At 65.2% G+C, this 18,529-nt stretch carries 17 protein-coding genes; 8 read left to right on the top strand and 9 right to left on the bottom strand.

The genetic code is table 11. The features are described from left to right. Positions 1-7: 7 nt before the first annotated feature. Positions 8-2,605, bottom strand: coding sequence for an ATP-dependent chaperone ClpB (gene clpB / locus ASH00_RS00190; protein WP_056543377.1), 2,598 nt, complete (start codon positions 2,603-2,605; stop codon positions 8-10). 119 nt (positions 2,606-2,724) lie between these two features. Beyond that, a complete protein-coding gene (locus ASH00_RS00185; RefSeq protein WP_056543373.1) occupies positions 2,725-3,723 on the bottom strand; it encodes an aldo/keto reductase in 999 nt (332 codons plus the stop codon). A 99-nt stretch (positions 3,724-3,822) separates the two neighbouring features. Between ASH00_RS00185 and ASH00_RS00180 the strand changes: the two genes are divergently transcribed. Further along, positions 3,823-5,787, top strand: coding sequence for a penicillin-binding transpeptidase domain-containing protein (locus tag ASH00_RS00180; RefSeq protein ID WP_056543370.1), 1,965 nt, complete (start codon positions 3,823-3,825; stop codon positions 5,785-5,787). Positions 5,788-5,945: 158 nt separating this feature from the next. Next, positions 5,946-7,400 (top strand): amino acid permease, encoded by a 1,455-nt coding sequence (locus ASH00_RS00175; RefSeq protein ID WP_056546415.1) that lies wholly within the window; start codon positions 5,946-5,948, stop codon positions 7,398-7,400. A gap of 27 nt (positions 7,401-7,427) precedes the next feature. Here the strand turns inward: ASH00_RS00175 and ASH00_RS00170 are convergent, their stop codons facing one another. Then, the gene (locus ASH00_RS00170) at positions 7,428-9,089 is read right to left on the bottom strand and encodes a DEAD/DEAH box helicase (protein WP_082565803.1); all 1,662 of its coding nucleotides are present in this window, start codon (positions 9,087-9,089) and stop codon (positions 7,428-7,430) included. 321 nt (positions 9,090-9,410) lie between these two features. Here ASH00_RS00170 and ASH00_RS00165 point away from each other — a divergent pair, with 321 nt between their 5' ends. Next, entirely contained in the window at positions 9,411-10,640 is a 1,230-nt protein-coding gene (locus tag ASH00_RS00165; RefSeq protein WP_056543367.1) for a M20 metallopeptidase family protein, read from the top strand. A 45-nt stretch (positions 10,641-10,685) separates the two neighbouring features. Continuing rightward, on the top strand, positions 10,686-11,552 hold the full coding sequence (gene trmB / locus ASH00_RS00160; RefSeq protein WP_056543364.1) for a tRNA (guanosine(46)-N7)-methyltransferase TrmB: 867 nt from the start codon (positions 10,686-10,688) through the stop codon (positions 11,550-11,552). Between the two features lie 9 nt (positions 11,553-11,561). On the opposite strand, the gene ASH00_RS00155 is transcribed toward trmB, so the two are convergent. Beyond that, entirely contained in the window at positions 11,562-12,074 is a 513-nt protein-coding gene (locus ASH00_RS00155; protein ID WP_056543361.1) for a DinB family protein, read from the bottom strand. A gap of 102 nt (positions 12,075-12,176) precedes the next feature. On the opposite strand from ASH00_RS00155, the gene ASH00_RS00150 reads away from it, so the two are divergent. Genes ASH00_RS00150 through ASH00_RS00135 form a run of 4 tightly spaced genes read left to right on the top strand, consistent with a single transcriptional unit; the run spans position 12,177 to position 14,908 of the window. Beyond that, positions 12,177-12,845, top strand: coding sequence for a hypothetical protein (locus ASH00_RS00150; protein ID WP_056543358.1), 669 nt, complete (start codon positions 12,177-12,179; stop codon positions 12,843-12,845). Beyond that, positions 12,838-13,146, top strand: a complete 309-nt coding sequence (locus ASH00_RS00145; RefSeq protein WP_056543355.1) for a transcriptional regulator — start codon at positions 12,838-12,840, stop codon at positions 13,144-13,146. Before ASH00_RS00150 ends, ASH00_RS00145 begins: the two co-directional genes overlap by 8 nt. Continuing rightward, positions 13,143-14,075 carry an ABC transporter ATP-binding protein gene (locus tag ASH00_RS00140; protein WP_056543353.1) on the top strand — a complete coding sequence of 311 codons (933 nt, stop codon included), beginning with the start codon at positions 13,143-13,145 and terminating at the stop codon, positions 14,073-14,075. The genes ASH00_RS00145 and ASH00_RS00140 overlap by 4 nt, the downstream gene beginning before the upstream one ends. Next, complete coding sequence (locus tag ASH00_RS00135; RefSeq protein WP_056543351.1) at positions 14,072-14,908, top strand: ABC transporter permease; 837 nt, start codon at positions 14,072-14,074, stop codon at positions 14,906-14,908. The genes ASH00_RS00140 and ASH00_RS00135 overlap by 4 nt, the downstream gene beginning before the upstream one ends. A 24-nt stretch (positions 14,909-14,932) precedes the next feature. On the opposite strand, the gene ASH00_RS00130 is transcribed toward ASH00_RS00135, so the two are convergent. The 5 genes from ASH00_RS00130 to ASH00_RS00110 are packed head-to-tail and all read right to left on the bottom strand — an operon-like array spanning position 14,933 to position 18,494. After that, a complete protein-coding gene (locus tag ASH00_RS00130; protein ID WP_056543348.1) occupies positions 14,933-15,625 on the bottom strand; it encodes an SDR family NAD(P)-dependent oxidoreductase in 693 nt (230 codons plus the stop codon). Between the two features lie 53 nt (positions 15,626-15,678). Beyond that, entirely contained in the window at positions 15,679-16,371 is a 693-nt protein-coding gene (locus ASH00_RS00125; protein WP_056543345.1) for a PspA/IM30 family protein, read from the bottom strand. 5 nt (positions 16,372-16,376) lie between these two features. After that, positions 16,377-16,982 (bottom strand): hypothetical protein, encoded by a 606-nt coding sequence (locus ASH00_RS00120; protein ID WP_157358935.1) that lies wholly within the window; start codon positions 16,980-16,982, stop codon positions 16,377-16,379. 56 nt (positions 16,983-17,038) lie between these two features. After that, complete coding sequence (locus ASH00_RS00115) at positions 17,039-17,461, bottom strand: heat shock protein transcriptional repressor HspR (protein ID WP_056543339.1); 423 nt, start codon at positions 17,459-17,461, stop codon at positions 17,039-17,041. Positions 17,462-17,498: 37 nt separating this feature from the next. After that, a complete protein-coding gene (locus ASH00_RS00110) occupies positions 17,499-18,494 on the bottom strand; it encodes a DnaJ C-terminal domain-containing protein (RefSeq protein ID WP_056543336.1) in 996 nt (331 codons plus the stop codon). Positions 18,495-18,529: the final 35 nt, after the last annotated feature.

The raw sequence follows: 18,529 nt of genomic DNA, 5'->3' as shown, positions 1-18,529 counted from the left end.
GCCAGTTTTAGGCCGTAACGCTGCCGACGCTCAGCCCTGCTGCCCCGTCCGCTGCTCGGTCAACCCGTACCTTGTCGCCGTCGCTGATTTCTCCTGACAACAAGCCCCGCGCGAGGCGGTCGCCGATCTCACGCTGCACCAGGCGGCGAAGCGGCCGGGCACCGTACGCGGGGTCAAACCCGGTGAGTGCCAGCCATTCCCGCGCGGCGTCGGTGACATCGAGTGTGAGCCGGCGGTGCTGAAGCCGGGCCGCGAGCGCAGCCACCTGCAGATCTACAATCTGCGAGAGCTCCTCAATGCTGAGGGCGTCGAACATGATGATGTCATCAAGCCGGTTGAGGAACTCCGGCTTGAAGCTTGAGTTCACCACCGACATGACCGCATCCCGGCGCGCGGCCTCATCCACGGTGGGGTCCACCAGGAACTGGGAACCCAGGTTGGATGTCATCACCAGGATCACGTTGCGGAAGTCCACCGTGCGGCCCTGACCATCGGTGAGCCGGCCGTCGTCGAGCACTTGAAGGAGGATGTCAAACGCTTCGGGATGAGCTTTTTCCACCTCGTCGAGCAGCACGACGCTGTAGGGCCTGCGCCGGACCGCTTCGGTGAGCTGCCCGCCCTCCTCATACCCCACGTACCCGGGAGGCGCGCCGACCAGCCGCGCAACCGCATGCTTCTCCGAGTACTCGGACATGTCGATGCGGATCATTGCACGCTCATCGTCGAACAGGAAGTCCGCGAGGGCCTTGGCGAGTTCAGTTTTACCTACACCGGTAGGCCCGAGGAAGAGGAAAGATCCGGTGGGCCGGTCCGGGTCCGAAATCCCGGCACGGGCGCGGCGCACTGCATCGGAAACCGACGCAACGGCCTTCTTCTGGCCGATCAGGCGCTCACCAAGGTTCTCCTCCATATGGAGCAGCTTGTGGCTTTCACCCTGCAGCATGCGGCCCGCCGGAATACCGGTCCACGCAGAGATCACCTCCGCAATGTCCGACGCCGTGACCTCCTCCGCGACCATCAGCTCCGGCGAATCCGCGGACCGCTCCTCCTCGGCCTGCGCGGCATCAAGTTCCCGCTGGACCTGCGGTATCTCGCCGTAGAGAATACGGGAGGCAGTCTCGAAATCACCCTCGCGCTGGGTGCGTTCCTGCTGTGAGCGCAGTTCATCCAGCTTCGCCTTGAGATCGCCGATGCGGTTCAGCCCGGCCTTTTCCGCCTCCCAGCGGGCGTTCAGCGCAGCGAGCTGCTCCTTGCGGTCCGCCATGTCCGCGCGAAGGGCCTCCAGACGCTCAACGGAAGCTTCATCGGACTCGCCCTCGAGCGCAAGTTCCTCCATGGTGAGGCGGTCGACGGCGCGGCGCAGCTGGTCGATTTCCTCCGGTGCGGAATCGATCTCCATCCGCAGCCGGGACGCCGCTTCATCCACCAGGTCGATGGCCTTGTCCGGAAGCTGGCGGCCGCTGATGTACCGGTTGGACAGTGTTGCGGCCGCCACCAGCGCCGAGTCCGCAATGGACACCTTGTGGTGGGCTTCATAGCGTTCCTTGAGCCCGCGCAGGATGCCCACGGTGTCCTGAACGCTTGGCTCACCGACGTAGACCTGCTGGAACCGGCGTTCGAGCGCCGCGTCTTTCTCGATGTTCTCCCGGTACTCGTCCAGGGTGGTGGCGCCGATCAGGCGCAGCTCGCCGCGGGCGAGCATGGGCTTGAGCATGTTGCCGGCGTCCATGGACCCTTCCGACGCACCCGCTCCGACAACTGTATGCAGCTCATCGATGAAGGTGACCACCTGTCCGTTCGAGGCTTTGATTTCCTCAAGGACCGCCTTGAGGCGTTCCTCGAACTCCCCGCGGTACTTTGCACCGGCGATCATCGAACCCAGATCGAGGCTGATGAGCGTCTTGCCCCTCAGTGACTCAGGAACGTCCCCCGCGACCATGCGCTGCGCCAGGCCTTCCACGACGGCCGTCTTGCCGACCCCCGGCTCACCGATCAGCACGGGATTGTTCTTGGTACGGCGAGAGAGCACCTGCACCACGCGGCGAATCTCGGTATCACGGCCAATGACCGGGTCCAGCTTGCCCGAGCGCGCGATCGCCGTCAGGTCCACACCGAACTTCTCGAGCGCCTGGAACGTATTCTCCGGATCAGGGCTGGTGACGCGCCGGTCCCCACGCACGCCCGGGAGCGCCGCAATCAGCGCATCACGGGAGGCTCCTTCCTCGCGCAGAATTCGGCCTGCAGGCCCGGAGTCAGCGGCGATCCCGAGGAGGAGGTGTTCGGTGGAGACGAAGGAGTCCCCCAGCGATTCCGCCTCCTGCTGCGCAGCGGTGATGACCCGCAGCATGGGCTGTGAAAACTGTGCCTGGGCAACGGATGAACCCGACGACGACGGCATCGCCTTGATCGCGGCGCTCGCCTTTACGCTGACACTGTCAGCGACCACACCGGCAGCCGAGAGCAGCGCGACAGCCACACCGTCCCGCTGATCCATCAACGCCTTGAGTACGTGTGCGGGCTCCACCTGGGGGTTTCCTGCGGTGGAGGCATTCATAGCGGAAGCAGACAGTGCTTCCTGGCTCTTGGTGGTGAACTTGGTGTCCATGCTGGCCCTCCTGCATTAGCGCAACTACTAAGTTGAGTGTACTACGCTCAACTTCACGCCCGCAGTGCTCGGAGGGCGTTTTCACTTCAGGCGAACCGCTGCCGATGCACAGAGCCGCCTCAGGCCTCCCTGCCCTTCGACACCCAGCCGGGGTTGGCACTGCGCTCGCCCACCACGAGGTCCGCAGCCGCATCCAGCACATCCAGATCCGCGTCGGAAAGCGTCACCGAAAGCGCGCCTGCGTTCTCGTCGATGCGCTCCGGTTTGCGGGTGCCGGGAATCGGAACTACCGGAAGCCCAAACTTGGAGCCCTGCGCCCCGAGCCAGGCAAGGGCGACCTGCGCGGGCGTGGCTCCGGCATTGACGGCCACCGCTTGGACGGCTTCCACCACGGCGGCATTGGCATCCATCGCGTCCGCGCTGAACCTCGGCACGCGATGCCGGAAGTCGCCGGCAGAGAGTGACCGGGCCTGGACCGTCCCGGTGAGGAAACCCCTACCGAGCGGCGAATAAGGCACAAACCCAACCCCGAGCCGTGCAGCTGCGGGCACAACCTGACGTTCGACGTCCCGGCTCCAAATGGACCATTCGCTCTGTACGGCGGCGATCGGGTGCACGGCATGGGCGGCCGACAGCTCATCCGCAGTCACCTCTGACAGTCCCAGGTGGCGCACCTTTCCCGCTGCAACCAGTTCCGCCATCGCGTTGACTGTCTCTTCGATCGGTACGGAAGTATCACGCCGGTGCATGTAATAGAGGTCGATGACGCCCGTTCCCAGCCGCCGCAGGCTGGCTTCTGCTGCGCTTTGCACATAGGCAGCATCTCCGCGGACGCCCGTGTAACCTGAGGCCGGGCTCCCCTCGATTCCGAACTTGGTGGCAACTTCCACCTCGTCCCGCCGCGCCGCAAGCAGCCGGCCAACGAGTTCTTCGTTGCTGCCCGCACCGTACACGTCAGCCGTGTCGATGAACGTCACGCCGGTGTCGACAGCATGGTGGAGCGTTTTCAGTGCCTGTTCCTGATCGAGCCCGCCGTAGACATCGGTGAGCGCCATGCCGCCGAATCCCTGGGCGCTCACGGTGAGGCCGGTTGCCAGTTCAGTCCGGATGAGGGTCATGCCCTAGATGGTATTCCGCTGACAGGCCGCCCGACAGACCTGCGCGGCGTATGTGGACAAGCGGGACCATCCGGGAAGCACGTCGGCAATAATGAACCCATGGGGAAAACCAACATCACGTCCGTCCTGACCGTTGCCGCGTTGGCGTTGACGCTGACCTCCTGCTCACAGGATGGTCCTACGGCCGAGGATGCAGCCACACGCCTCGCCGAGGGCTTGGCCAGCGGGGACCTGAGCAGCGTTGCTTTTGCCGCCGTCTCCGGTGAGGATGCCACAGCGCAGCTCGAAGAAATCACCGCTGCCCTTGACGCGGTTTCACCGAAGGTCTCCGTTGCGGGCGTGGAATCGACGGGAGAAGACACCGCAACGGCCCAGCTGAATCATGTGTGGGATCTTGATGACAGCGACAAGGATTGGGCCTACACCACCACCGCCGAGCTGACGCTGGTCGATGACCAATGGCAGGCGGGCTGGGATCCCTCCGTCGCCGTTGACGGCCTCAGTGCCGAAGCTTCGCTTGCGGTCTCCCGCACACCGGCCGAACGCGCGGAAGTCCTGGGCGCCGGCGGCGAGGTCCTGGTGACAGACCGCCCGGTCATCAGGGTGGGCATCGACAAGACGCGGATCGAGGCTTCCGGGCTTGAATCGTCGTCCGCCGCGCTGGCCGATCTAGTCGGCATCGATCCTGCCGCCTACACAGAACAGGTGCTGAGCGCCGGCGAGCAGGCCTTCGTCGAGGCGATCGTCCTGCGTGACAACGAGGACCGTCCCGTCTCGGACGAAGAGATTGACGCCATCCCGGGAGCATCCGGCATCCCGGACACCATGTCCCTTGCTCCCACCCGCACCTTTGCCCGGGAGCTGCTGGGGTCCGTTGGGCCGGTGACGGCTGAGCTGGTGGAGCAGTCTGCTGGTCGCCTCGAACCGGGTGATGTTGCGGGCTTATCGGGCCTTCAGTTGCAGTATGACGAGCAGCTGGGCGGCACCCCGGGGATGGTCATCGAAGCCGTGACCGGGGAGGGAGAAGCACGCACCAGCGAAGTGCTCTTCGATAAGGCGCCGGTTCCCGGAGAGCCGCTGGAACTCACCCTTGATCCGGCGCTGCAGACACTGGCAGAGAACGTGCTCGCAGAAGAACCCTCGGCATCCTCGATCGTGGCTATCCGGCCATCAACTGGAGAGATCCTGACGGTCGCGAACGGCCCCGGCAGCGAGGGTTTGCAGACCGCACTGCTTGGCCAGTATCCGCCCGGATCCACCTTCAAGGTGGCCACATCACTTGCCCTGCTCAAGAACGGCTTCACCCCGCAGAGCCCCACCAGCTGCCCCGAGGAGCTGGTGGTCGAGGGGCGCGCGTTCAACAACGTGCCGGGGTATCCGGCGCAGTTCACCGGGGAAATTCCGCTCCTGCAGGCAGTTGCGCAATCCTGCAACACCGGATTCATCTCCCAGCGCGACGTCGTTTCCCAGGAAGCGCTGGCCTCGGCTGCCGCGGACCTGGGCATTGGAATCGACGTTCCCATTGGAACCCCGGCTTTCTTCGGCTCGGTTCCGACGGAGGCGGACGGCACTGCTCATGCAGCATCCATGATTGGGCAGGGCGAGGTCCTGGTCTCCCCACTGTCCCTGGCCATCATGGCCGCCTCGGTCAGCGCCGGGGAACGGGTGGCACCCACGCTCCTGGCAGGGACCGCAGCGCCGGAGGAGGCGCCGTCGTCGTCGGCTTCAACTGAGCCCGCAACTGACCAAACAGCAGAAGCCGAGACACAGCCGGCTCCAACGCCAAGCAGCCTGACCGCTGCTGAGGCGGCGGATCTTCGGGAGATGATGGGGGCCGTCGTCACAGTGGGAGGCGCACAACTGCTCGCGGATATCCCGGGCGAGCCGGTCCTCGCCAAGACCGGTACAGCCGAATTCGGGACGGAGGATCCGCCGCGCACGCACGCCTGGGTGGTGGCCCTGCAGGGGGATCTTGCGGTTGCCGTTTTCGTTGAGGAGGGAGAACGCGGCTCCATCTCCGGCGGCCCGCTGATGGAGGAATTCCTTCGCGGGGCCGGTCAGTAGGCACGCCGGCCAGATCAGTATCCGCCGAAAAGTAGCCAGATGATGTTCAAAAGTGCCTTCATGGGTTTATTCTTCCCATCAGCGGCATCGATTGGCCATGAGGGGCTTCCCTGACTGGAACCGCAACGGTGCGGGAAATCGGAGAGAGGGCGGCGGCCATGGCCTCGCAGAACGAACATTCGATCATGCGCCGGAAATCCATTGCCCAGATGGACGATGAGGCCGAAAAAAGCGGACTGTTCAAGAGTCTCGGGCTGTGGCAGCTCACGGCCATCGGTGTTGGCGGCATCATCGGCATCGGCATCTTCACGCTGGCCGGCCTCGTAGCCAGCGGGCAGGAAGGTGGTGAAGGCGCGGGGCCCGCCGTCGTGATCTCCTTCCTCATCGCAGGTCTGGCAAGTGCTGCCGCCGCGCTGTCCTACGCCGAATTCGCCGGAATGATCCCGCGTGCCGGTTCGGCGTATACGTACGGCTACGTCGCGCTGGGCGAGATCATCGGCTGGTTCATCGGCTGGGACCTGCTCCTCGAGTACATCGCAATCGTCGCCGTCGTGGCCATCGGCATCTCGGGATACTTCACCGAATTCATGGCCGGCATCGGCATCGAGATCCCCGTCTGGATGCAGGGTACGGCGGACGTCGTCGAGGGCGGACTGGTCAACCTCCCGGCGATCGTCGTGTGCCTGTTCATCACCTTTATCCTGAGCCGTGGGACCAAGACCTTCGGGCGGTTCGAGCTCGTCGCCGTGGCAGTCAAAATCCTGCTGATCCTGTTCATTATCGGGCTTGGCTTCTTCTACGTCAGCGGGGACAACTACACACCGTTCATGCCCAACGGATTCGGTGCAGTGTTCACCGGCGCGGCCGTGGTGTTCTTCGCAGTCTTCGGCTATGACGCCATGAGCACAGCCGCCGAAGAAGCCGAGGACGGCAAAAAGCACATGCCCAAAGCGATCCTGCTGTCTCTGGTCATCGCCATGACACTCTACGTGCTGGCAACCCTGGTCCTCACGGGCATGCAGAACTGGGAAGAGCTGGACACCAACGCCGCGTTCGCCGTCGCCTTCCAGTCCGTGGGCCTGCCGGTGATCGCGACGATCATCTCAGCCTTCGCGGTTCTGTCGATTCTCACGGTGATGCTGACGTTCCTGCTCGGTGTCACCCGCGTGTGGTTCTCGATGAGCCGCGACGGACTGCTCCCCCGTTGGTTCTCCGCGACCGACCGGCGCGGCACCCCGCAGCGCGTCACCTGGATTGCCGGGATTGCATCGGCCTTCCTCGCCGGTGTCTTCCCCATCCGCCTCATCGCTGACCTGACGAACATCGGCATCCTCGCGGCGTTTGTGGTGGTCTGTATAGCCGTGATCGTTTTGCGTTACAAGCGGCCCGAACAGCCCCGCACCTTTTCTCTGCCGCTGATGCCGTGGATTCCGGCCTTCGGCGTCCTCGCGTCGCTGTTCCTGATCCTTCAGCTGGAGCCGGAAACCTGGCTTCGGTTCGGCGTCTGGCTCCTGATCGGACTGGTGATCTATTTCGGCTACAGCCGGAAGCATTCCGTGATGGATCCGCGCAGCCCCCGCTATGAGGAAGTCATCCATACCGACGACCGATAGTGAGCAGAGTCGTATCAAGCGTGTTGCTTAGCGGCCGCGGCGCTCGTTCGAAGCCGGGGCGCCTGCCCTGCGTGGGCCGGACCCGCGGGTACCGGCGGGACGGCCAGACGACGACGGCGCGTGGTTGCGCTGACCCGAGCCGGGCTGGCCCTTGCCCTGCGCGCCGCGTGTGCTCGAGGTGCTGTAAGCAGCAACGTCACCGGAACCTGCCGGGCGGGCGCGGCGGGTGCGGTTGCCGCCGGCTGCTGCGCCCTCACCGGTACGACGACGCTCGCCGTCGGTACCGAAACGCGCTGCCTGCGGCTGGTCCTTGCGGCGCTCTGCACGGTTGCCTTCTGCGCGGTTGCCCTGCGGGTCCGCTGCGACGCGACCGCGTCCACCGCGGCCGCCACGTCCGCCTGCGGCGGGGGCTGCACGCCGGTTTCGCTTGCGCTCGGCGTTCGCTCCGGTCGAGGAACCTGAGCCGCGCGGAGTTTCGCGCTGGGCAAGAAGCGCCGCCCGGGTGCGCGGGTCGACCTTCTCTGCGACATCGCCGATGAGCTTGCCCACCAGCGGGGACGTTGCGGAGACGTTCTCGAACCCGACGCTCACGCCGGCCGCCTTCATGAGTTTCTGCACCTCACCCTTCTGCTCGGGCAGGGTGATGGTTACAACGGTGCCGTCGGAACCGGCGCGTGCAGTACGGCCGGAGCGGTGCAGGTACGCCTTGTGCTCCGTGGGCGGATCAACATGGACCACGAGCTCGACGTCATCCACGTGGACACCGCGGGCTGCGACATCGGTGGCAACGAGAACCCGGACGTCTCCGGTGGAGAACTCAGCCAGGTTGCGGTCACGGGCATTCTGGGACAGGTTGCCGTGCAGATCGACAGCGGGGATGCCGGCGTCGGTCAGGGTCTTGGCAAGCTTGCGTGCGTGGTGCTTGGTACGCATGAAGAGCACGCGCTTGCCCTTGCCGGAAGCGAGCTGCACAATGAGCTGCTTCTTCTGGGTCTGATCGCCGATCAGCAGCACGTGGTGCTCCATGGTGGTGACCGAAGCCTGCGTGGTGTCCACCGAGTGGGTCAGCGGGTTGGAGAGGTAGCGCTGCACGATCTTGTCCACGCCGTTGTCCAGCGTGGCCGAGAACAGCATGCGCTGGCCCTCGGTGGGCGTGGTGTCGAGGATCCGCTTGACCACGGGGAGGAAGCCGAGGTCAGCCATGTGGTCGGCCTCGTCCAGCACGGTGATTTCGACCGATTCGAGCGTGACCAGCTTTTGGCGCATCAGGTCTTCAAGCCGGCCGGGGCACGCAATGACAATATCGACGCCGGCGCGCAGCGCCTTCTCCTGGCGAGCCTGTGACACGCCGCCATAGATGACGGTGGTGTTCAGGCCCAGCTCACCGGCAAGCGGCTCAACGGTGGCATTGATCTGGGTGGCGAGTTCGCGGGTGGGGGCCAGGATCAGCGCCAGCGGGCGCCCGGGCTTGCGGCGGTAGGCCGCCTCGCGTTCGGCCAGCCGGGACACCATCGGCAGCGCGAACGCCAGGGTCTTGCCCGAGCCGGTGCGGCCGCGGCCGAGAACATCCCGCCCCGCGAGGGTGTCGGGGAGGGTCTTGACCTGAATGGGGAATGGTTCGGTGATTCCCTGCTCGGTGAGGGAACGGACCAGCGCTGTGGGCACGCCAAGCGCAGCAAAGGTAGTCATGTAAAGTACACGAACTTTCTTCTCATCTTCCCTGCGCACCGGTTGGTGCCCAGAGTCCGCCGAAGGAAAGTCAGACAGTGTCAACCGCTCTCACGATCTTGGGAGATAGCGCGGGACAAAAGAATGCGTTCATCGACGCAGGCTGCGGCTGAAGGAACCCGGAATTCTCCAGGAACAAGCTCCGGATGCCGCAAGCAAGTGGAACAAGTCTATCAGTGGTGCGGTTGCGCTCCCGACGATGGTTCGTGAAGATGGGGTCTGTGTGAGCAAGCCCACCATGCCTGCCCACCGACACACCTCGTCACCCACGCAGGAGGAAACATGTCCACCGCCGCCGCTATTCGCTCACATGCTGCAGATTTGTCCGGGGAAGTGACGGAGCTACGCCATCGGCTGCATCAGGAGCCGGAGATCGGACTGCACCTCCCGCGGACGCAGGAAAAGGTGCTGGAAGCGCTCGATGGACTGCCCTACGAGGTAAGCATGGGCAAGGATACGACGTCGGTGACGGCTGTCCTGCGCGGAACGGCGCCGTCGTCGGCCTCCCGGAAGCCGGTGGTATTGCTGCGCGGTGACATGGACGCGCTTCCGGTCCAGGAGCAGACCGGTGCGCCGTACGCGTCGCGCATCGATGGTGCAATGCATGCTTGCGGGCATGACCTGCATACCGCAATGCTCGCCGGAGCCGCGCGGATCCTTGCCGACCGGCGTGACCAACTGGCCGGCGACGTCGTCCTGATGTTCCAGCCGGGCGAAGAGGGTTTCGACGGTGCAGGGGTGATGATCCGCGAGGGTGTGCTTGAGGCAGCCGGGCGGCGGCCCGATGCTGCGTACGGCATCCATGTGGTGTCCTCACTGCTGCCCAACGGCCTCTTTGCCAGCAGGCCTGGAACGTTGATGTCAGCATCGGATGGGCTGTATGTGACCGTCCACGGCGCCGGCGGTCATGGGTCAGCGCCCCACCGCGCGAAGGATCCGGTCACCGTTGCGGCGGAGATCGTGACCAGCCTCCAGACGATGATCACCCGCCAGTTCGACATGTTCGACCCCGCGGTACTGACCGTTGGGCTGCTGCACGCCGGAACCAAGCGCAACGTCATCCCCGAATCCGCGCGCATCGAAGCGACGATCCGGACGTTCTCCGAGCAGAACCGGGAGCTGATGCGCACCGCCATCCCCCGGCTGGTGAACGGCATCGCCGAGGCGCACGGGCTTCACGCGACCGTCGAGTATGAAACGGAGTATCCGCTGACCGTGACGGACGCCGGCGAGACCTCGAACATCGAGAAGCACGTGAGCGACCTCTTCGGCGACGAACGGTACACGCAGATGGTGAACCCGCTCAGCGGCTCCGAGGATTTCTCCCGGGTGCTCGCCGCCGTGCCGGGAAGCTTCGTTTTCCTGTCCGCGGTTCAACCCGGTGCGGACCCGGCGGGTACCGCCTTCAATCACTCTCCCTACGCGGCCTTCGATGACAGCATCCTGGCTGACGGCACCGCACTCTATGCGCAGCTGGCGATGGCGAGGATCGCCGAGTTGTCCGGCTCCTGATCCAGCGGCACCGCCCGCTTTGCACGCCTCGTTACGCTTGTACCGATGAGCACGCGCCCTGAACCCCAGCCCTTCTCCACCCAACCCGTCTCCTTCGTCCGCCGAGGCTCCCGCCTGCAGGGCCGCCGTCGTGATGCCTGGGCTGAACTGTCCGAGGGCCTGGTGGTGGATGTGCCCCGGAACACTGCAGCGGACACGTCCGTGGACCCTACCTGGGAGTACGACGCCGCTGCCTCCTTTGGCCGCGACGCCCCGCTGGTGGTGGAGGTCGGGTCAGGACTCGGAGAAGCGGTGGCGGCCGCCGCGACGGCCGATCCCGACCGCAACTTTCTAGCGCTTGAGGTTTACAAGCCGGGGCTCGCCCAGACCCTGCTGCGCATCGATCAGGGCGGGCTCACCAACGTCCGCGTTGCGCAGGTGAACGCGGCAGAGGCTCTGGCCACCATGATCCGCCCGGCCTCGGTTGCTGAACTGTGGGTGTTTTTCCCGGACCCCTGGCACAAGACCCGCCATCACAAGCGCCGGCTGGTGAAAGACTCCTTTGTTGCGCTCGCCGGGCGTGTGCTGTCACCGGGCGGCATTCTGCGCCTCGCAACCGACTGGTCCGACTACGCAGTGCAGATGCGCGCAGCCGCCGATGACTCACCGCTTTTCGAGAACCTGCACGACGGCGAACGCGCCGGCTCCGACAGCCCGCTCACCCAGATCTGGGCCAGCGGTGTGGAGCACGAGGTCGGCGGAACGCCCCGCCGCGAGGGGCGCGAACCAGCCGGGACGGCTTCCGCCCAGGAAGGCGAAGACTCGATCGGCGGCTGGGCGCCTCGGTTCGATGGCCGCATCCTGACGAGCTTCGAGAACAAGGCCCACGACGCCGGCCGCTCGATCTTCGACCTCGCATACCGCCGGGTTTAGTCCGAACCGTCAGGCGTGAACGTCGTAAAGGTGATGGACGACGTCGTGCAGCCCGTACTGGGCGAGAGTCTCCACGGTGAACCGCGAACCGTTGCTGCGGCGCCCCACCCGGCTCCAGTCCCCGACCGAATCGAGCAGCGCCGCATAGGTTTCCCCGGCTGCCGCCAGCTCGTCGGCTACGCGGCCCGGATCCTCCGCCGCGTAGTTCTTCTCCTGAGCCGTCCGGTCCTGGTCCCAATCGTTGAAAATTGGATCCTTCTGCGCCAGCATCAGCTCCGTGCGGTCGGTGAACAGCACGTAAACGTCCCGGACGTGCGCAGCATGCTCAAGCGTTGACCAGGTGCACTCATCCGGACGGTCCCGCACCTCAGGCCTGCCAAGTGCCTTCCGCCAGCGCGGCAGGTCCAGCCTGTGTTGTCGCGCGATGCTTCCGGACGGATAAGCCGCCGCATCGAAGCCACATGGGAGGCAGGGACGCTCGAGCACCCAGGTCCAGTCTTTGGTATCCGGTTCAATCGCCATAGGAGGAAGCGTATCCAGACCTACCCCTTCACCTGCATCCTGTGACGGTGAATTGCACCTTACCTCTTGCGACAAACAGGTTTGTGCTGCAAAGTAGTTTGCATGGACCCGCAAAAGAAGCTCAGGAACGGCGCACACCAGGCCGACGACGACCGCCCCCTGGACCTGAACGCCGCGCTTAACGTAGTTGAGGCCGCAGAAACGCGTGCACGACGGGAACTGCGCGGCAACGGTGCGTGGGTGTATCTCCTTTGGGCCCTCACCTGGCTCAGCGGGTTCGGCACCCTGCATGGCTCCCGCAACGGCTGGATTCCTCTCGAACCCGAAACCGCGCTCACGCTCTTCGGCTTGCTCGTTGCCGCCGGTGTAGCGGTGACCATCGTGATTTTCGGCCGTCAAGGCCGGGGTATCCGCGGGCACTCACGCTTCACGGGAGGCTTCTATGCGCTCGCCTGGATTTTGGGGTTCATGGTCATGGGGGCATTGAGTGGCACGATCGGGATGGCAGTGGACGACTTCTGGCTCCGGGGGATGCTCATCAATGGCATCGCCATCCTGATTGTCGGCCTGCTGTACATCACGGGTGGCACCACCTTCAACGACGTCGTGCAGGTGGTCATGGGCGTCTGGTTCCTCGTGGTGGATATCGCGTCGATCATCGCCGGACCGGAACATTTCCTCACCGTGTTCTTCATTTTCGGTTCCGGCGGCTTCTTTGTGGGGGCCGCAGTACAGGCGCTCCGTCAGCGCCGGAGGCCCACGCATGCCTGAGCTCGACCCCGTGATCCATGCCGAGTCGCGGTTGCGGGCCATCACCACGCTGAACGAAGTCGGCGAGCGCAACCGCATCGCCTTCACCAAGCTGCAGAAGATCCTCGACATGACGGCCGGCAATCTCTCAACCCATCTGCGCAAGCTCGAAGACGCCGGCTATATCACCGTTTCCAAGACCATCGAGGGCCGCACCCCGGCAACCTATGTGGCCATCACCCCGGCGGGGACCGCCGCCTACGCCGCCTACCGCCTGGCACTACATCAACTCCTCACCACCGAACTTACGGAGAAGCCATGACCTCACCAGCAACCCTGGCGAAGCGCCAGCAAGGTACGACGGCGCCGCTCGCCTCTGCGGAGGCAGTCACCAAATCCTTCGGAAAGACCGCTGCGCTCACCGGAGTGAGTCTGCAGATCCACCCTGGCGAATCTGTGGGGCTACTTGGCCCGAACGGTGCCGGCAAGTCAACCCTGATCGGGCTGCTGTCAGGGCTCCGGCGTCCTGACTCGGGAACCGTCCGGCTATTCGGAGAGAACCCTTCCCATCCCCGCACGCGCTTACGGCTCGGCATCACTCCGCAGGCCACCGCGGTTCCGCAGAACCTGACAGTCCATGAAGCCGTGCAGTTTGTCGCGGGACATTACCCGGACCCCATTCCGTCCGCACAGCTGCTGAAGGATTTTGGGCTGGTGGAGGCGGAACGGAAGCAGTGCGGCGGCCTCTCCGGCGGCCAGCAGCGGCGCCTGCTGGTAGCGCTGGCACTTGTGGGAAGGCCGGAACTGGTCATTCTCGATGAACCAACCACCGGTCTGGACGTGGACGCACGCGAAACGCTGTGGAGCCAACTGCGCACCTACCGCAGTTCCGGCGGCACGCTGCTCATCACCAGCCATTACCTCGAGGAGATTCAGGCTCTCTCCAGCCGGGTAGTGGTGATCGACCGGGGCACGGTCATTGCTGACGGAACGGTGGATGACATCCGCAGCCGCGTGGCAGTCAGCAAGGTGTCCTTCCTAACGGACCTGCCGGCGCCGTCGTTCCTGTGCCTCACGGGCACGGTGGACGTCACGGTCTCTGACACCGGACGCACCACGGTGGTAACCCAGGACGCCGACGCCGCAGTCCGGCAGCTGGTTCAGGACGGGTTGCCGTTCTCACAGCTTGAGGTCCATGGCGCCACCCTCGAAGAAGCCTTCCTTTCCCTCACCGCCAAGGAGCAGCAATGAGCATCATCACAGGACCTGACGCCGCAGCACGTCACAACACCGCGACGGCACACACTGCGCCGTCCCAACCTTCACTGATCCGCACGCATACGAAAGCGCAGCTCCTTGAGCAGCTGCGGATTCCGGTCGCGGTGATCTCTTCGGTGGTATTTCCGGCACTGGTGCTGATGTTTTTCGTGGTGCCGCAGCCGGCGGTGACTGCCGATCCGATGGCCTCGCTGGAATCGATAGCGCAGCTTGGCGTGTTCGGCGTGATGAGCGCGTTCCTGTTCAACTACGGAGTCGGAGTGGCGGAGGACCGCGCCAACCCGTGGAGCAGCTATGTCCGCTCACTCCCGGTGGGAGCGCTGCCTGGAATCCTGGGGAGGGCGGTGACCGGAATGCTGTTTGCGTTCATGTCGCTGCTGCCGGTCCTGATTCTGGGCGCCTTGCTCACCTCCGCACCGGATGCCTTCACCAGCGGCGACCTGCCCTGGTGGCGCGTTCCCTTCGCTGTAGCGGTGTGGCTGCTGTGCGGGCTGCCGTTCCTGGCGCTTGGGCTGTTCATCGGGCACCTGTGCACCTCGAAGGTAGCCGTTGCAGTGACGCAGGTGGTGTTCTTTCCGCTGGCCTTCGCGGGCGGCATGATGCTCCCACCGCTGATGTTCCCTGAGTGGCTCAACACGCTTTCGCTGTTCCTCCCCTCGCGTGCCGCACGGGACCTGTCCGTCTTCGCGCTCACCGGTGAGGGGCTGCACCCGGCCACCGTCCTCTGCCTGCTGGCGTGGCTGCTGGTACTGGGAGCGGCAGCGCTCTGGGCTGCGCGGCGCGATCAGGGCCGCCGCTTCCGCTGACCCCTTCGCGTTCCTGCCCTCCGCTCAGTCGAACGACGACGACGGCAGGTCCCGCTCCCCCGCAGCCATCGCATCGACAATCCGCCGCGCAACCGCGTCCGGGTCCTTGCCCTGCGGCAGGCGGGGTGCCTGGCCATCGATGGGACGGGTAGCGAGGCCAGTCTCGGTATGGGGTGGCCGCACGTCCAGCAAACGGACACCGCTGCGGCGCAGTTCGAGAGCGGCTGCCTTCCCGAAGGCACTCAGGGCCGCTTTGCTGGCCGAGTACGCCGCCATTCCTGCGGTGGGACTTTCGGCGACGACGGCGCTGATCTGAACCACCTGCCCGCCCTTCTCCAGGCGCGGAAGCACTGCCCGCAGAAGCCGGGCATAGCCTACGAAGTTGGTGAGGAGCAGCTCATCCAGGGTGTCGTCGTCGAGCTCCGCCAAGGCGCCGAACGCAACCACACCGGCGGCGTACACCACGCCGTCCAGCGGTTGGTCGTCAAGCGCATCGACGATGCCGGCCGGACCGCCCGGCAGCGTGAGGTCAGCGGCGATGCACTGCGCGCCAAGCCGGCCAGCGAGCACACCGAGTTTCTCCTGGTCCCTGCCGCTGAGCGTCAGTTCAGCTCCCCTGGAGCTCAGCTCCGCTGCGATGCGCGAGCCGAGCTCACCCGTTGCGCCGACCACCAGGAACTGTTTGCCGCTGATTCCGTTGCCATTGAGATCATCCATTGCCTGAGCCTAACAACCGGCCCTGACGGTTCCCCCCTGAAGTGCCCGGGCTGTCAGGCGGAACCTGGACGGTTGCCCTGCACCCGACCCTTCAACTGGCGGAGTTCCTGCTCGGCAGCTTCGCGTGCTTCCAGCTCACCGAAGGCCTCTTCGAGCTTCCCGGAAGTTGGGTCTGACCAGGCGAGTTCGTCCTGCGCAGCCTGCAGGTGCCTCAGCCGCCGGGCTTCCTGCTCCGCCTCGCGGGCAGCGCGGGCGGTTTCCATGCTGTTGCCTGCTGAGGACGAGACCGCTCCCCGCACGTCGAGCGCTGCCTGGGTTGCACCGTGCTGCGCCCTGAGGGATTCGTAGCGAACCGCATTTTCCTGCAGGGAGGTTTCAAGCCGGTACAGGTCTGACTCCAGCGAGCGGAACTGCTGATCGACGTCGTCGCGCTGGCGGGTCAGTGTCTCGAGTCTCTTCTGGATTTCCAGGGCGCGGCGCAGGGCTGACCGGGCGGCGTCGTCATTGTTGTTCGCGACCGCCCGTTCCGCTTCCCGGTTGCACGCCTCGAGATCTGCAGCTGCTTGCCGGGCAAGGGTATCCACGCGATGGCGGACTGCGGCGAGGTCAGCGACGCTGCGGCGCGCGCGGTCGAGGTTCTCTTCCTGTCGGCGCTGCGATTCGCCGAGGGCGCTTATGGGATCGCCCGGTTCAACGGCGTTTCGGCGTGAGGCGATGATGCGTGAGATGCGGCGTCGGACGGACACTGGCGCTAGGCCCGCCGGGTGCCGGTGCCGTAGGCGGCGTTCCAGGTCTTCAGCGCGCCGATCTCCATGGTGAGGCGGGAGGTGGCCCGCTCCAGCTGCCTGCTGCCGGTTTCCTGGTGCACCTCCAGCAAGGTACGGCGCAGCTGGGCCGACAGTTCGCACAGGGAGTTGACCTGCTCTCCGATGCTTACCGCGAGGTCCACGCGCAGCGCGCGGTTAGGTTCACGCTCAGCAAGTACTATGCGTTCGCAGAGTACTGCCTCGGCGCGCGTGAGGTCATCCGCCGTAGCTGCCAGATCACCCGTCGGCGACCCTTGCGCGATGGCGGCGGCAACTGAACGGCGCGTGGCGCCAGTGGAACGCTCCAGCTGGAGCCGGAGCCTTGCGAGCTCCCGCGCCGAAGCATCCGTGGAAAAGGACCGCAGCCGGCTGGAGCCGCGCTCGATCCGGCGACGGAGAATTCCTGAGCGACGGATACGGCGCACAATCAGCCAGGTTCCGGTTGCAGCGCCAATCGCGAGGATTCCCAGGACGGCACCCCCGAAGAGGAGAAGCTGGAGAACACCCTCCAGCAGGAATTCCGCGGCGTCAGCGAACTCTGATTCAGGCATGTATATAAGTGTGCCGTGGAATTGCAGGTTGCGCCACGTGGGAAGCACCGAAGGGGTCAGCGAGTTGGCTCGCCGCGCCAGATCATCAGTGCCTGGCTGCGCGGGCGGGGACGCTGCCCGCGGGCGAGGGTAACGACGTCGCCCGCGAGACCGGCAGCGAAAACACGGGTGGCCTCGGACTTCCGGCGCTGGGCGAGTTCGTCCGTGAGTTCACTCACCCGGTGCTGAAGTGCCAGGACCTGGTTCTCCAACTCCAGGATGCGCCTGATGCCCTCGAGCGAAACGCCTTCCTGGGAGAGCCGCTGCACCTCACGCAGGACATTGACGTCACGCTGTGAGTAGCGCCGGGCACGCCCCGGCGCCCTGCTGGGAATCACGAGGCCCAACCTGTCGTATTGACGCAGCGTCTGGGGATGCATGTCCGCCAGCTCCGCCGCAACGGAGATGACATAGATGGGCATATTGACGTCAACAGACATGTGTCGCTCCCCTTTCGCTGGCTAGATCTCCCACACCTCAGAGCCGCGCTTTTTCGGCAAGGTTGACCCGTGGATCCGCATCCTTCGTGGCGTTCGAGAAGGCCTCCACGGCGGCTGCGGCGTCCTTGTTCAGATTCTGCGGAACAACGATGTCGATTGTCACCAGGAGGTCCCCGGTTGCCTTCGACGTCTTCACGCCGCGGCCCTTGACGCGCAGGGTCCTTCCCGAGGGAGTGCCTGCCGGGACTTTCACGGTAACTTTCTCGCCGTCCAGGGTGGGAACCTCCACCTGCGCTCCGAGGGTCGCTTCCGGGAAGGTGACCGGCACGTGCACGCGGATATTGTCGCCGTCGCGCTGGAAGAACGAGTGCGGTTTCACCCTCACGGTGACCATGAGGTCACCGTTACCTGCGGCTCCCGGCTGGCCCTTGCCGCGCACACGCACTTTCTGTCCGTCGCGGATGCCTGCCGGAATGCGCACGTCGATGACTTCGCCCGAGGGTTCACGCAGGCCGATGGTGGTCCCGCGGATTGAACCTGCGAAGGAGATACTGGTGCTGGCCGTGCGGTCCGCGCCTTTGCGGGGCGGTGCCTGGTAGCCCGGGAAACCGCCGCCGGACGAGTAGCCGCCTGCGCCCCCGAACAGGTCAGCGAACTCCGGTGGCAGGTTACTGCCGCCGCCGAAACCGCCAGTGCGTTGACGTCCCGCCGACTGGCCGAAGAGGTTCCCGAAGACGTCATCGAAGCCTGCGCCGCCCGCGGGGCCGCCAGGGCCGCCTGCGGTGAATCGGGCGCCGCTCCCCATCGCCCGGATCGCGTCATACTGCTGACGTTCCTCGGCATCGGACAGCACCGAGTAGGCCTCGGAAATGTCCTTGAACATCTTGTCCGAGCCGCCGGTGCTCTGGTTTTGGTCCGGGTGGTGTTTCCGCGCGAGCTTCCGGTAGGCCTTCTTGATGTCGGCGTCGGAGGCGTCCTTGGGCACACCAAGAATCTTGTAGAAGTCCTTGTCGACCCAATCCTGACTGGCCATCTGACCCCTCCTCTCTTAGTTCTTCACGTCTTCGG

The organism is Arthrobacter sp. Soil782, assembly GCF_001428435.1.
GTDB lineage: Bacteria > Actinomycetota > Actinomycetes > Actinomycetales > Micrococcaceae > Arthrobacter_D > Arthrobacter_D parietis.
This window is presented reverse-complemented; position numbering and strand designations above follow the sequence as displayed.